General features: G+C 45.2%; 10 protein-coding genes and 1 pseudogene. 7 read left to right on the plus strand and 4 right to left on the minus strand.

Going from position 1 to position 14,187, the window contains the following annotated elements; all coding sequences use genetic code 11:
- Nucleotides 1-87 precede the first annotated feature (87 nt).
- From KW548_15565 to yjjX, 3 genes and pseudogenes are all read left to right on the plus strand, one after another.
- Nucleotides 88-1,131 (plus strand): spermidine/putrescine ABC transporter substrate-binding protein, encoded by a 1,044-nt coding sequence (locus tag KW548_15565; protein ID QXX06455.1) that lies wholly within the window; start codon nucleotides 88-90, stop codon nucleotides 1,129-1,131.
- Nucleotides 1,115-3,459: pseudogene (locus KW548_15570) on the plus strand (EAL domain-containing protein). The gene KW548_15565 and the pseudogene KW548_15570 overlap by 17 nt, the downstream one beginning before the upstream one ends.
- Nucleotides 3,425-3,958 (plus strand): inosine/xanthosine triphosphatase, encoded by a 534-nt coding sequence (gene yjjX / locus KW548_15575; protein ID QXX06456.1) that lies wholly within the window; start codon nucleotides 3,425-3,427, stop codon nucleotides 3,956-3,958. The pseudogene KW548_15570 and the gene yjjX overlap by 35 nt, the downstream one beginning before the upstream one ends.
- Before the next feature lie 291 nt (nucleotides 3,959-4,249).
- On the opposite strand, the gene trpR is transcribed toward yjjX, so the two are convergent.
- Nucleotides 4,250-4,546 carry a trp operon repressor gene (gene trpR, locus KW548_15580; protein QXX06457.1) on the minus strand — a complete coding sequence of 99 codons (297 nt, stop codon included), beginning with the start codon at nucleotides 4,544-4,546 and terminating at the stop codon, nucleotides 4,250-4,252.
- A 29-nt stretch (nucleotides 4,547-4,575) separates the two neighbouring features.
- Nucleotides 4,576-6,531, minus strand: coding sequence for a murein transglycosylase (gene sltY, locus KW548_15585; GenBank protein QXX06458.1), 1,956 nt, complete (start codon nucleotides 6,529-6,531; stop codon nucleotides 4,576-4,578).
- Between the two features lie 259 nt (nucleotides 6,532-6,790).
- On the opposite strand from sltY, the gene ettA reads away from it, so the two are divergent.
- The 3 genes from ettA (at nucleotide 6,791) to KW548_15600 (ending at nucleotide 9,997) form a co-directional block, all read left to right on the plus strand.
- Nucleotides 6,791-8,458, plus strand: a complete 1,668-nt coding sequence (ettA, locus tag KW548_15590; GenBank protein ID QXX06459.1) for an energy-dependent translational throttle protein EttA — start codon at nucleotides 6,791-6,793, stop codon at nucleotides 8,456-8,458.
- Nucleotides 8,459-8,626: 168 nt separating this feature from the next.
- Nucleotides 8,627-8,998, plus strand: coding sequence for a PilZ domain-containing protein (locus tag KW548_15595; GenBank protein QXX06460.1), 372 nt, complete (start codon nucleotides 8,627-8,629; stop codon nucleotides 8,996-8,998).
- Between the two features lie 9 nt (nucleotides 8,999-9,007).
- On the plus strand, nucleotides 9,008-9,997 hold the full coding sequence (locus tag KW548_15600; GenBank protein QXX06461.1) for a M23 family metallopeptidase: 990 nt from the start codon (nucleotides 9,008-9,010) through the stop codon (nucleotides 9,995-9,997).
- 49 nt (nucleotides 9,998-10,046) lie between these two features.
- On the opposite strand, the gene tyrA is transcribed toward KW548_15600, so the two are convergent.
- Together tyrA and KW548_15610 are read right to left on the minus strand one after the other, a co-directional pair.
- Nucleotides 10,047-11,174: a bifunctional chorismate mutase/prephenate dehydrogenase gene (gene tyrA / locus KW548_15605; protein ID QXX06462.1), complete on the minus strand. Its 1,128-nt coding sequence runs from the start codon at nucleotides 11,172-11,174 to the stop codon at nucleotides 10,047-10,049.
- Between the two features lie 22 nt (nucleotides 11,175-11,196).
- Nucleotides 11,197-12,270, minus strand: coding sequence for a 3-deoxy-7-phosphoheptulonate synthase (locus tag KW548_15610; GenBank protein ID QXX06463.1), 1,074 nt, complete (start codon nucleotides 12,268-12,270; stop codon nucleotides 11,197-11,199).
- Nucleotides 12,271-12,509: 239 nt separating this feature from the next.
- Between KW548_15610 and KW548_15615 the strand changes: the two genes are divergently transcribed.
- Nucleotides 12,510-14,186 (plus strand): sensor histidine kinase, encoded by a 1,677-nt coding sequence (locus tag KW548_15615; GenBank protein ID QXX06464.1) that lies wholly within the window; start codon nucleotides 12,510-12,512, stop codon nucleotides 14,184-14,186.
- Nucleotide 14,187 lies beyond the last annotated feature (1 nt).

The raw sequence follows: 14,187 nt of genomic DNA on the forward strand, positions 1-14,187 counted from the left end.
GCATATTAGGTGTGTGTCAGTCCTTTTAACATATCACTCTGATAGGCGTTATCCATTCATGGGTCAAAAGGCCACTTTCTAGCTGATATGAAATCACTATTTCTACTTACCTTCGCACTTTTAGTGCCGAGTTTTTCTACTCACGCTAATCCTCCGCTCAATGTCTACATGTGGGAAGATACGCTCTCACCGAATGTCATTGAAAGTTGGCAATCGAGCACAGGTACTCCGCTGAAGCTATCCCATTTTGACAATGACGATGAACGTAGCTTGTTGATGATGAAAGGTGTTCAGTTACCTTTTGATCTCGTGGTTTTAGATAATGTTTCAGCACAGATATATGGACGTTTAGGCTCGTTTGAAAATCTTACCCAGCTGAAAAATCGTCATCATAACGACGAAAAATGGCTCCAGGCCTGTGGTGAATACGCCGTCCCTTACTTTTGGGGAACAGTGGGCATTGCCTATCGTAAAGACATAGTGAAAAGGCCCCCAACCAGCTGGCAAGAATTTGTCCATCCACCAAAAGTTCTGGAAGGGCGTATTGGGATGATCAACGACAGCGTTGAAAGCTTTCTGCCGGTATTTTATAGCTTGGGGATCTCTCCAATAGAAGAACAAGAATCGCTCTTCCAGCAAGCCTACCCCGAATTGCAATCTTTCAGCGCCAAAGTACTCACCTACGAGTACATACTCAGCTACATCCGCAGTAATAGGAATGCTGAAAAGCTGGCAATGGCTCTCGCTTATAGTGGTGACCAATATTCATTAAACCGCTACTACACAGATAATCATTGGGACTTCATCGTTCCTGAAGGTGAGTTGTTTTTATGGGTTGACTGTCTGGCGGTCAGTAGTCATTCAACCAATAAAGGAAGCGCGAAAGCCTTCCTTGAGTACCTTATGGATCCCACTATTGCTGCAACAAATGCAACAGACATCAAAGCTGCAACGCCAAACTTAACGGCGTTAAAACAGATGCCTGATTGGTATCTAGATGATGCATCATTGTTTCCAGAACAACAGCGAGTCGAGCAAGGACGCGTAGATAGCGAACTCTCGGCATCCAATATCAGCTTACGAGCAAAAATAATAAATCGCATTCTGAAACGTCATGAAGCTCAGTACTAGAGTTCTGTTGCTAGTTTCCCCAGTCATCCTAACCAGTGCTGCGTTTTCTAGCTACGGCATATATAACAACCAAAAAGATGCGTTAATTAAACGCGAAAACAGCTACCTTCAATTAACAATGGAAAAGCTCGCAGGCCACTTTCGTCAATCAGTGGCTCTGCTGAACAGCTATTCCCTGACCTTAACAAAGAGTGACATTATCCGTCATTACTTTGGTCAGCAGGCTAACCCGTATAGGGAGATGGAGCTGATCGACAACCTGCAGACGACGATTGAGAATCTTCAAGCGAATAAGCAAAACGATATTGCTGTCGCGATTCTGAATCATAATCGCGCTCCGCAGTTCTATGCTGATAATCAGTCCGATCCTTTTTCTAAGCTCGACCAGAATGTATTCCGTTTTGTCGATCGAACCTATCGCCGTACGGGTAATACGTCCTACACTGGATTCACGCAAAACCACCAAGGACAGAGCATTTTGGTACGCTACGATGTCCTCGATACCAATACGCTGATCTCTCCACTTAGCTACAATACCGACCAAGTCTTTTTTATCGTAGTGTATCTATCTTTGGATAAATTTGATCAACTTAAACACATTCTCGAATTCGACAATGACAGCAGCATATTTTTCGCTGACCAACCGATCATTAAATCAGGATTAACCCATTCAGTTGAACTCAAACCAAACCTTTATGCGGTGTTGGATCCTGCCCAATATCTGCTGGACGAAAAGCTGCACAAAATCGAACAAAGGCTGTTGTTGTTCTTTGGCGCTTCCACTGTAGCCACAATCCTGATCCTACTATTTCTGCTCCATCGTCGCGTCATCAGCCCAATTACTCGCCTTGAACACCAACTTCAGCAAGTCGAGAAACATAAGCGTCATAACATTGAACGACTCAGTAGCGACGACGAAATTGGTCGTTTATCCGCTCGTTTTTATGACATGTACAAAGAGCTCAATTCAAGTTATCAAAAAACCAAGGCCATGGCGGAGAACGACCATCTAACACAACTGGCCAATCGCCATCAGTTTCAAGTTTATGTCGAACGTACAATTGCCAACAAATTACTCCACACCCACGCTTGGATCCTGTATATCGACTTGGACAACTTTAAGTACGTTAATGACAAATACGGACATCACCTAGGTGACTCGTTGCTGGTAAACTTCGCCGACCATATCCGTGAAATCTGTCATCAGTATGAATTGTCTTATGGCGTCAAGTGTATCGCTTCAAGATTGTCTGGCGATGAATTTGCCATTTTCATAGCGTCCGCATGCGAGAATAATTACCCAGACAAGATCGCCCAAGCGGTTTTGGAACCTATTCAAGACCCTCAGTGTTCACCTCTGGGTAGCTTTCCTATCACTGCCAGTATCGGTGTCGCGAGCTACCCTCAAGACGGACAGGACTTAGCTAAGCTGCTGTCTAATGCTGATACCGCGATGTATCAGGCCAAACGTGCAGGAAAAAATCAGGTCGCACGATATTCACAAGCACTGGATCACATTGTTCGCCGCCGTACCCAGATTGAGCGAGCATTGAGAAATGGTGAATTCGACAATGAATTTCATTTGATGTACCAGCCTTATTTTGACCGTTCAGGTAAGACCATTGTTGGCGTCGAAGCTCTATTGCGCTGGGATTCACCCAAAATGGGCAAGGTGAATCCGGGAGAATTTATCCCGATCTCAGAAAAAACCGGCCTGTTTGGTAAGATTGATCGCTGGGTCATACTTCGAGCGTTTAAAGATTTTGTCACACTACAAAGCTGTTTTGATCATCCGATTCAGTTGTCCATCAATCTCTCTTCTGCGGAGCTCGACTCATTGCAGCTCGCGCGAGACATACAACACGCCGCCAAACAGTTTGATGTCGTCCCTGGCTTAGTGGATTTTGAGATAACAGAAACCTTTGCCACAGACTCACAAAGCTACTCATTGTTACATGAACTATCATTGATGGGCTTTAAGCTAGCGATTGATGATTTTGGTTCCGGCTATACATCTATCTCTCAGCTTGTAGAATATCCGGTACAGAAAATTAAGCTCGACCGTGAGTTTCTTACCGCGCTGATCAAAACCAATAATCAGAAGGTGGTGAAACCACTGGTGGATTTGTGTCACTCACAATCAATGATAGTGACCGCTGAAGGCATAGAGTCACAGGAAATGCACCAATGGTTGGCGGAGAATCAATGCGATTACATGCAAGGTTTTTTCCTGTCTCCCCCATTTCACTCCATGAGCTCAAACACCTCGATTTATTCACACAAGGAAATCAACATGTCGGTGAAGAAAGTTATTGTCGCTTCGCTTAACCCAGCCAAAATCAATGCTGTCAAAAGCGCATTTCAGGCAGCCTTTAACTCAAAAACGTTTGAGTTTGTCGGTGTGAATGTCGCTAGTGAAGTGGCCGCTCAACCAATGTGCAATGAAGAAACGCATACCGGTGCGCTAAACCGAGTTCGTAACGCTAAGATGTCCTACCCTAATGGCGATTACTATGTGGGTTTAGAGGCTGGTATTGAAAGTAATGTCACGTTTGCATGGATGGTAATTGAATCCGAGACACAACGAGGAGAATCTCGGTCTGCTAGCTTAATGTTGCCACCCGTTGTGATTGAAAAACTAACTAAAGCTAATGAGTTGGGTGATGTGATGGACGAAGTATTTGGCACTGAGAACATTAAGCAAAAAGGGGGCGCCATTAGCTTGCTGACCCAAGACCAATTGACGCGCAGCAGTGTGTATCATCAGGCCTTGATATTGGCATTAATTCCGTTTACTAATCCAGAACATTTCCCCGCTAATCTCTAGGGCCTGTTGACCTTTTGCGGTTAAATTTTGTTCGAGATAAAAGCGTTTTAGTCGCGGCGAGAGGTTTGTCGCCTAGTGACCTAAGCAAAACACCTCTCAACAAAGAGTAAAACGCTTTTAGCCGAACCCTCTGGGCAGCGTTTGTGGTTCCTTTCTACTGCGTTATCGGCTTATCAGGTAGGGCAACTACGTTTCAAATCCTCTGCCTTGTATAAAGAACCCACAAACTGCTGCAAAAATCAGCTCAAAAGGTCAACAGACCTAATAAAAATAAAGGTGCCGAGGGCACCTTTATTTAGGTTCAAGTAAGGCTGAGATATCAGCCTTTTCTGCTTCACTCTTTGACTTCAGTTCATTAGATCCGCGAGTTATAGTTGCGACACCCACCCCTAACATCTGACTGATTTGTCGCTGAGACAGTTCACCTTTAAGCAGTTCACGGCATATATTGACCCTTGCGATCAAAGATTCACGCTCATCGGGTGTGAGCAGCATGGTCAACAACATTTCGTGTTGGTTGGACTCGCTGCTCGTTTTAATCAAATCTAAGATCTGTTGCCAGTCGGTGTACTCAGGTTGTGTTGCCATTTGCTCTCGCTGCCTAGAACGTCATAAAACTAGTATCTGGTGTCGATCTCATTCTGATTGAGAAACGCTCCATCGACCCCCAAAAGGTTACGGTAATAGGTTTCAAACATCAGAATGTTCTGCACATAACCACGGGTTTCCTTAAATGGAATCGCTTCAATAAATGCGTAAGCATCCAGTTTACCTTGGGTACGTTCACGCCAAGTTTTCACTCGATGCGGTCCTGCATTATACGCAGCAAGCGCAAAAATTCGATTATTATCGTATCGCTCTAGCAAGCCTTTTAGATAATGACTGCCTATCTCAATGTTTTTACCGACCTCGTATAAGTCATTGCTACTACGATATGACAGCTGATATTTACGCGCAGTGTACTTAGCTGTTGATGGCATAATTTGCATAATACCTCGAGCACCAACTGGAGAACGCGCTTCAACATCCAACCCGCTCTCTTGTCTCGCCAAAGACATGAGCGTGATAGGGTCGATGCTGTGCTTTTCGCCATAAAAGTTAAACCACCAGCGATGGGCTACTGGAAAACGCAGCTCAAGGTTGTCCCACATTTTGGCCTTGATACTCGCCGTAACCGTTAAGTGAGACCATTCTTTATAGGAAGCATAAGCCGCTAACATCTCTTTCTGCTCAGCATTAGCTCGATTAAGCAACCAACGCCATTCATTCTTCGCAGCGGCAATTTTATCTCGCTCTATCAACTCTTCGATACGGACTAAAGCCGTCATAAACGGTTTTACCGTTTGGTGTTCATAAGAGATGGTAGAGACGGGATAGTTTATTGAGCGCTTGATCTCTTTCGCCGCAGCAACGCTGTAGAAGTTTCTCTGGCCAAGCATATTTTCAAGACGCTGGCTGCCTTTCATGATATCGCCCAGCGCCACTTCACTGCGTCCTAACCAATATTGCCAACGCAGACTTTGCTGAGCAGTCTCGGGGAGGTGGCCTATCCAGTTTTCCACATCACGCCAGTCGGCTTCTTGAATCGCCAAACGAATTCGACGCTCAATCAAAGCAATATTGCTGGATGTTCCAATCTTTTTATCTCGCCATTTAGCCAAAGATTCTGAATCCGTATTAATCAGACGGAAAGCAATATAGTCAGCCAGCTTCTGAACCTCACTGGCAGGCATTTTCTGTGCAGAGGTTGCTTGGTCAAATACGCTTTGTGCCTTATTGGCATCTTTTCTTGCCAGCTTTTTCAATGCAAGCCCTGTCTGAGAACGATTAAAATCACTTGGGGTATGCTGACGAGCAAATGCAACAACGTTTTCTGGCCGATTAAACAAGGCCTTCATATCGGAAGCTTGCTGGCGGGATCGATCAGAGTTGAGGAGCCTCTTGAGGTAATTCATTAACGAACCATTGCGTTCTTCAAATGCTAGCAGCATACGCTCAAGGATTTGTTGATCGGTTCTCAGCCCAGCTCTGTCCCATGCTTCAAATAGAGGATCACAAGCATCAGCAATACTCTGTCCGGAATGCCAAAGTTTGTTTGCCCCGTCAAAAGCCTGATCTTTCTGTCCCGTTTGATAGAGCGCATGGTAGTAGTGGCATTGATAAGTTTCACCACGAGGTTCCACTGTCTGGAATTCTGCCAACTTTTGCCATTCCTTCTGTCTGGCAAGGCTGTCGATATATGGCGCTCGAATGCGAGCTGAAAATGGCAGCGAACGATAAGTATCAATAAACGCTTCCACTTCCGCCGGTGATCGTTGCCCTATATCGACTAAAAAAGCGCGGTAGTCTGTATAAGGGGTCAGAGGATAACCTTTGATTTTACTGCGAATTTTTTGGTATTGGGTGACTTGATTGTTGTCTAGGTATTCTTGTGCTTGATCATAGATTTTCCGTTGTTGCTGGAGCTCACTTGCCATTGCTGAAGTGGCTAAACTTGCGCTGCAAACCATCGAGACCCAAGTCAAAATCGATGAAGGAATGCGATGCAGCGACTTTGAAAACGTCAGCATCATAAATTCTCGTCCTGTTGAGAATAATTAGTAGGGTAGATAATTTATGCTTATTGTAAGCGGCCATGTAAAGGGTATAGATGCAAATAATAATAAATTCACACAACTGTGACATAAGTTGCACCTCTACAAATGTATTGCTCACTTATCCATCAACAAAGTCAATTAGTTGTCCATACTCCTTATTTCGAAGGTAACAAAGCACCCCATCTTGGTATAAAATGCCCCTTTACGTGAATTGAAATTTTAGGAACGATCGGCAATGGCTGAATACGTATATACCATGTCGCGGGTGAGCAAAATCGTGCCACCTAAGCGTCAAATTCTGAAAGACATCTCGCTAAGCTTTTTCCCTGGTGCCAAGATCGGTGTTCTAGGTCTGAACGGTGCGGGTAAATCCACCCTACTACGTATCATGGCGGGTATTGATACTGATATCGATGGTGAAGCACGTCCACAACCAGGCTTGAATGTCGGCTACCTACCGCAAGAACCTGTATTAGACGAGTCTAAAACCGTACGTGAAATCGTTGAAGAAGCGGTATCGGACGTTGCAGGTGCGATGAAGCGTCTTGATGAAGTATACGCTGCGTACGCAGAACCTGATGCTGATTTCGATGCTCTCGCAAAAGAGCAAGGCGAACTGGAAGCACTTATTCAAGCCAAAGACGGCCACAATCTAGATAACACGCTTGAGCGTGCTGCAGATGCACTGCGTCTTCCGGAGTGGGATCAGAAGATCGAACATTTATCAGGTGGTGAACGTCGCCGTGTGGCTATCTGTCGCCTGCTACTTGAGAAGCCAGATATGTTGCTTCTGGACGAACCAACCAACCACTTGGATGCAGAATCTGTTGCTTGGCTGGAGCGATTCCTGGTTGACTATACTGGTACTGTTGTTGCAATCACACACGACCGTTATTTCCTAGACAATGCAGCAGGCTGGATTCTAGAACTTGACCGTGGTGAAGGGATTCCATGGCAAGGCAACTATACCTCATGGCTAGAGCAAAAAGACGCACGTTTACAGCAAGAAGCCTCTCAGGAAAAAGCGCGTCAGAAAACCATTGAGAAAGAACTTGAATGGGTTCGCCAGAATCCAAAAGGGCGTCAGGCAAAATCAAAAGCACGTATGGCACGTTTTGAAGAGCTTCAAAGCGGTGATCACCAGAAACGCAATGAAACTAACGAGCTATTCATCCCACCAGGCGAGCGCCTAGGTGATAAAGTTATTGAAGTAAATAACCTAACTAAGTCGTTCGACGGCCGTGTTCTCATTGACGACCTTTCATTCAGTATGCCAAAAGGTGCCATTGTCGGTATCATCGGCGCGAACGGCGCAGGTAAGTCTACCCTCTTCAAGATGCTGAGTGGCACAGAACAGCCAGATTCAGGCTCTATTGAGATGGGTGATACTGTTAAGCTAGCGTCTGTCGACCAGTTCCGTGACAGCATGGATGACAGCAAAACTGTCTTCCAGGAAATATCTGAAGGCGCAGACATCATCAAGATCAACAACTTTGAAATTCCTGCGCGCGCTTACTGCTCTCGCTTTAATTTCAAAGGCTCGGACCAACAAAAGATCATCGGTGAACTATCTGGTGGTGAACGCAACCGTGTCCACCTTGCTAAGCTGCTCAAAGCTGGTGGCAACGTACTGCTACTCGATGAACCAACCAATGACCTTGATGTTGAAACGCTGCGTGCACTAGAAGAAGCCCTGTTGGAATTCCCAGGTTGTGCCATGGTAATCTCGCACGACCGTTGGTTCCTAGACCGTATCGCCACACACATCATCGACTATCGTGATGAAGGTCAGGTGAACTTCTACGAAGGTAACTATACTGAGTATATGGAGTGGCTGAAGAAGACCTTAGGTCCGGAAGCAGCAGAACCGCACAGAATCAAATACAAGCGTATTACAAAGTAATCTTGCTTGAAATTTGTGCAAAGGCCGCTATCATTAGCGGCCTTTATTATATATTGATTCAAAAAAGCCACCACATATATCGAGGCTTTAATCAATAGTGCGAACGAGCGCGCATAGTAGTCACTTCTGATTTGATAGCCTTATAGGATACCTTTAAGAGAGACAACTATGATCGAACGCCGTCGATTTTCGCGCATTGTTTACCAGACACAAGCATTGCTATCTCAACAAAACAGAGTGGTGAAATCCTCTTTGTGTGATTTATCCCTGCATGGACTGCTGCTGACGTCAGATGACGCAGATTCGCTTGATGTCGACAGTATGGTAGATGTAGAGTTTTCGCTTCAAGACAGCGATATCACGATTGAGCTAGTCGGCAAAATTGTGGGTCTCAATAACAATGTGATCCGTATAAGTATTGATCATATTGACATTGAGAGTATCGGACATCTGAAGCGGTTAATTGAATTGAATGTCGGTGACGATGAACTCCTACACAGAGACATTGAGCACCTGTCAGATTTGGGTGAATACACCTAACTAAGCAGTATGTCCAACAAGATAACAATCTCTATCCCCTCTTCATCTGGGGAGCAACAGTTTCACCTGTCAAGAAAAGCCCTTCTTATTGCTATTGCAGGTTCAATCAGTGTGATTGCCCTCAGTGCGACTGCCACTTATTACAGCTGGCAGCAGCAGAATTCTTCCCAAGCCCAAGTCGTTCAACTGCGTAATCAACTTGCTCAAGCCGAGCAACAATACCAACAGCAGGTCAATGAAACCCATACTTTGTCTCAAGAACTGGAAGAGAAGCGCGACCAAATCCATACCCTAGGCAAGCGAGTTTATGATGTGGAGTCAGTACTTGGTCTTGCTGACGATACACAGGCTGAAAAGTACAACTTGGCGAATCGTATTGATGCCGCAGCGGTCGATTCTGCCGTGCGAGCCACCATGTTTCGCATGATCCCGAACGATACGCCGATGAACTATCTGCGCATCTCTTCACCTTATGGACGACGGATTAATCCAATCACAGGCAAACGTCACACTCATACGGGTATCGATTTGACCTGTAAACGCGGCGAAGCGATTTACGCCCCAGCCGATGGCGTTGTGGAGACAGTTCGACCAAGCTCAAAAGGCTTTGGCAACTTCCTGACTTTGAGACATTCGTTTGGCTTTATGAGCTCATACGCCCACCTAGCGAAATTTAAAGTGCGCAGTGGTCAGTTTGTGAGTAAGGGAGAACTGATTGGGACATGTGGTAATTCTGGAAACTCTACCGGACCTCATCTTCATTATGAGATTCGATTTCTTGGCCGAGCGCTTAACCCTCAATATACCATGGATTGGACACCAGAGAACTTTAACTATTTGTTTGAAAAAGAGAAGAACGTGAAATGGGCACCTTTGGTTGAATTGATAGACAATACGGTCAGATTACAGGTCAACCTCACTAACCATCCTTATCAAGATGCACCGGTAAATACGGTAAAGCGTGACGAAAACCTATCCGATACTCTCACCATACAATAAAAAGAGCTGCTTAAAGCAGCTCTTAAAACATCAAATTAGTAGTGATATGTTAGCTACGATGGATGGAATCATTCGCTTGCTTCAGTAGATTCTGGCTTTCATGCATAAACTGCTGAGAATAGTCACCAAACCATTCGCTGACTTTATTGAAGCTTGTGACAAACGCTTGCTTATCTTTACCATCTAACACTTTCAGTGCTTCGCCAAAACATTGATGGAAGCGCTTTATCATATCGATGTTTTCTTCAGAAGAAAGGATAATATCACCGTATAAGTTCGGATCCTGACCGAAAAGACGCCCCACCATCGCCAACTCCAACCGATAGATTGGTGAGCTTAGTTTCAACAGCTTATCAATGTTTGGGTTCTCACGGCTCAAATGCAGGCCGTAAGCAAAAGACGTAAAGTGGCGTAACGCCTGTATCAAAGTCATCCCGTGATCGTGCTCTGAGGCATCAATCTGGCACAAACTCGCTCCCCAAATAGAGAACTGTTTCAGTAACCACTGGTAGTGTTCTTCACCACGACCATCGCAGTAAACAATAACCTGCTTAGCTAAGCTCGGCACATCAGGGCCAAACATTGGATGCAGTCCGACAACGGGCCCTTGATGCACATTGAGCATACTTTGCAGCGGTTTAGACTTGATCGAGGTTAAATCACACAAAATGCAATCTTTTGGCAGTTTGCCTAGCTTCTCAATCACGCCCTGAGTAAGATGAATCGGAACAGTAACTACCACTAGGCCTGCGTCCACCAGCATTTCATCCGCTTTATCCCAGTCTTTGCTGCCAAGTACTTTGACATCATAACCAGATAGTTTGAACATTCGACCAAACAAACCACCCAGTTGGCCATTACCACCTACAACCACCACAGAACGCAATTCTGGATTCAAACACTTAAAGCCAGAATCGTTCTCACTCGCGTAAGACTCACGCATGGTACGACGAAGAATGTCTTCAATCAGCTGAGGCGGTACGCCTTTCTTTTCCGCTTCTTCGCGACGTGACGCTAACATGGCCGCTTCACGATCTGGCGCATAAATCGGCAGACCGTGTTCGCTTTTTACTTCACCAACTTTCTCTACCAGAGACAGTCGTTGTGCCAATAAATCCAGAATTTGTTTGTCTACTGCGTCAATTTGATCACGCAATTCATTCAATTCTACGGCCATGATGTTCCTTGTTACTCTTTTCTTAACCTTTCAGACGATCTTCCAAGAATGGGACCAGTTCTGAGTGTGCATGACGCAATAGTGCCTCAGTTGTATCCCAATTGATACAGGCATCGGTAATTGAAACACCATATTGCATTTCGTTGAGAGGAATATCGGATGGCTGATTACCTTCATTAATATGACTCTCAATCATCAGACCAATAATCGATTTGTTGCCTTCACGAATTTGGTGAATCACATCTTCAGCAACCAAAGGTTGGCGGCGGAAGTCTTTACGCGAGTTAGCATGGCTACAATCGACCATCAGAGAGGCATCCAGACCCGCTTTTGCCATATCCTGTTCACACTCAGTGACTGACACTGAATCGTAGTTGGTTTGTTTACCACCACGCAGAATAACGTGACCATTTGGGTTACCTTGAGTGGTCAGTAGCGCTACCTGACCTTCACGGCTGATACCCATGAAGCGGTGGCTTGAAGACGCTGCCTGCATCGCATTGATGGCTGTTGCCAAGCTTCCATCAGTACCATTCTTAAAGCCAATCGGCATAGATAGACCACTCGCCATTTCACGGTGAGTCTGAGATTCTGTCGTACGTGCGCCAATTGCTGCCCAGCTGAATGTATCCGCTAGGTATTGAGGGCTGATCGGATCCAGCGCTTCAGTCGCCAGTGGAATCTCCATCTCTGCTAGTTCAACTAGCAGTTTGCGCCCTACGTGCAGACCGTGCTCGATATCGAAAGTACCATCTAGGTGTGGGTCATTAATCAAACCTTTCCAACCCACTGTGGTACGTGGTTTCTCGAAGTAGACGCGCATAACAATGTAAAGCTGGTCGCTGAGCTGCTCAGACAATGCTTTAAGACGCTTAGCGTACTCTTTCGCTGCGTCCAGATCGTGAATTGAGCAAGGACCACATACAACCAATAGGCGATGATCTTTTTTATGAATAATGTTAGCGATAGTCTGACGAGACTCCTGAATAAAACGACGAGCGTTATCACTCAGCGGTATCTTGGCTTTCAGCTCTTCAGGTGTAATTAGAACTTGTTCTTCACTAATATTAATGTTGCTCAATTCGCTTTTTTGCATAACTCAAACCTGTATATATATTTTTACACCCAATTTTAACCATCTTTACTGGGCTGGATTAATCATAAAATAACAGCCTAAAAACAAATTTCAAGCTGTACACATAAAAAAACACAATGTAAATATTTATATACACAACTATATTTTGAGCGAGTTAGTTGAAAAACTTCGACTCATGCATGTTTTCTTCAACTTATCTTTTCTAAAATAAGCCTATAGCCCAGCATATTATTTCACTCATGGATCTCATTCTTTCCTTACTTCAGCAAATGTGTGTCTACTTAGTCCTTGCTTATATGCTAAGTAAAACCCCTATTTTCCTGCCATTGCTGAGTATCTCTAATCGCCTAACGCACAAACTCAGTGTCTACGTCCTGTTTTCCCTATTCTGTGTTATGGGCACGTACTTCGGCTTACAGATCAATGATGCGATTGCCAATACCCGTGCCATCGGAGCCGTGATGGGGGGATTATTTGGTGGGCCTATAGTTGGCTTCTTTGTCGGGTTAACCGGTGGTTTGCATCGTTACTCGCTTGGCGGGTTTACCGATCTGGCTTGTGCTATCTCGACCACCGCAGAAGGCCTGATAGGTGGCTTATTACACACTTATCTGCTCAGGCGAGGGAAAGGTGCCCAACTGTTTAACCCAAGCGTAGTATTTGCGGTCACCTTGGTAGCGGAAATCGCCCAGATGGCGATCATTCTGATCGTCGCTAAGCCATTTGATCAGGCGTATTCATTAGTCTCTGCGATTGCTGCCCCAATGATCATCGCGAACTCCGTCGGCGCAGCGCTGTTTATGAGCATACTGCAGGATCGAAAAACTATCTTTGAAGAGTATTCCGCCACCTTCTCACGCCGGGCATTGAATATCGCCGAACGGTCCGTTGGCATCCTCGTTTCTGGTTTCACCACGAAAAATGCGGAGAAGATTGCTCGAATCGTTTACGAAGAAACCAATGTGGGCGCCGTGTCGATCACTGACAATGAGAAAATCCTCGCCTTTGTCGGCATTGGTGACGATCACCATGAGCCGGAAACACCGATCTCTTCGCAAAGTACACTCGATGCCATCTCACGTAATGACATTATCTACCTCGACGGCAAAGACAAACCTTATCAGTGTTCAATCTCAAAAAGTTGCAAACTGGGTTCCGCACTAATTATTCCTTTGCACTCAGGAGATAAAGTAATTGGCACCATTAAGCTGTACGAGCCGAAACGTAAGCTGTTTTCGACCATCAATATGTCGATGGCCGAAGGGATAGCGCAGCTGCTTTCCAGTCAGATCCTATTTGGTGACTACCAACAGAAACGCACTTTACTTTCTCAAGCAGAGATAAAATTGCTGCATGCGCAGGTAAATCCACATTTTCTGTTTAACGCGCTGAACACCATCAGTGCTGTCATTCGTCGCGACCCTCCTAAAGCTCGTGAGCTGATTCAGCACTTATCACATTTCTTACGCAGTAACCTCAAACAAGACGTAGAAACAGTGACTCTTAAGGAAGAATTAGCGCACGTTAACGCATATCTTACCATCGAGAAAGCACGTTTCACCGACCGATTAGAAGTGGACATTGATATTGATGCCGCATTGCTGGAGCGTAAGCTGCCGACCTTTACCCTACAACCTTTGGTAGAGAACGCCATTAAACATGGCATATCAAATCTACTGGAGGGAGGAAAGATCCGCATTTACAGCCAGAAGCTTGAGCTGGGTTATCAGCTGTGTGTAGAAGATAACGCAGGCAGTTACACACCACCAGCCAATAATCATCAGGGGCTAGGGATGCAAATTGTCGATAAGCGGTTGACCAATAAGTTTGGTCAGATGGCATCACTGTCTATCGACGTAACACCAAACCAACTGACGAGAATGAGCTTCCTCATTCCGGAAAAGACAATGGGTTAGG

This window comes from Vibrio neptunius (genome assembly GCA_019339365.1).
Classification (GTDB): Bacteria; Pseudomonadota; Gammaproteobacteria; order Enterobacterales; family Vibrionaceae; genus Vibrio; species Vibrio neptunius.

What these genes read in the sequence shown, in the direction of transcription:
- tyrA (QXX06462.1), bottom strand. Translation starts at nt 11,174, where the DNA reads ATGGCCGTAGAATTGAATGAATTGCGTGATCAAATTGACGCAGTAGAC.
- KW548_15565 (QXX06455.1), top strand. Translation starts at nt 88, where the DNA reads ATGAAATCACTATTTCTACTTACCTTCGCACTTTTAGTGCCGAGTTTT.
- KW548_15595 (QXX06460.1), top strand. Translation starts at nt 8,627, where the DNA reads ATGATCGAACGCCGTCGATTTTCGCGCATTGTTTACCAGACACAAGCA.
- trpR (QXX06457.1), bottom strand. Translation starts at nt 4,546, where the DNA reads ATGGCAACACAACCTGAGTACACCGACTGGCAACAGATCTTAGATTTG.
- sltY (QXX06458.1), bottom strand. Translation starts at nt 6,531, where the DNA reads ATGATGCTGACGTTTTCAAAGTCGCTGCATCGCATTCCTTCATCGATT.
- KW548_15600 (QXX06461.1), top strand. Translation starts at nt 9,008, where the DNA reads ATGTCCAACAAGATAACAATCTCTATCCCCTCTTCATCTGGGGAGCAA.
- ettA (QXX06459.1), top strand. Translation starts at nt 6,791, where the DNA reads ATGGCTGAATACGTATATACCATGTCGCGGGTGAGCAAAATCGTGCCA.
- yjjX (QXX06456.1), top strand. Translation starts at nt 3,425, where the DNA reads ATGTCGGTGAAGAAAGTTATTGTCGCTTCGCTTAACCCAGCCAAAATC.
- KW548_15610 (QXX06463.1), bottom strand. Translation starts at nt 12,270, where the DNA reads ATGCAAAAAAGCGAATTGAGCAACATTAATATTAGTGAAGAACAAGTT.
- KW548_15615 (QXX06464.1), top strand. Translation starts at nt 12,510, where the DNA reads ATGGATCTCATTCTTTCCTTACTTCAGCAAATGTGTGTCTACTTAGTC.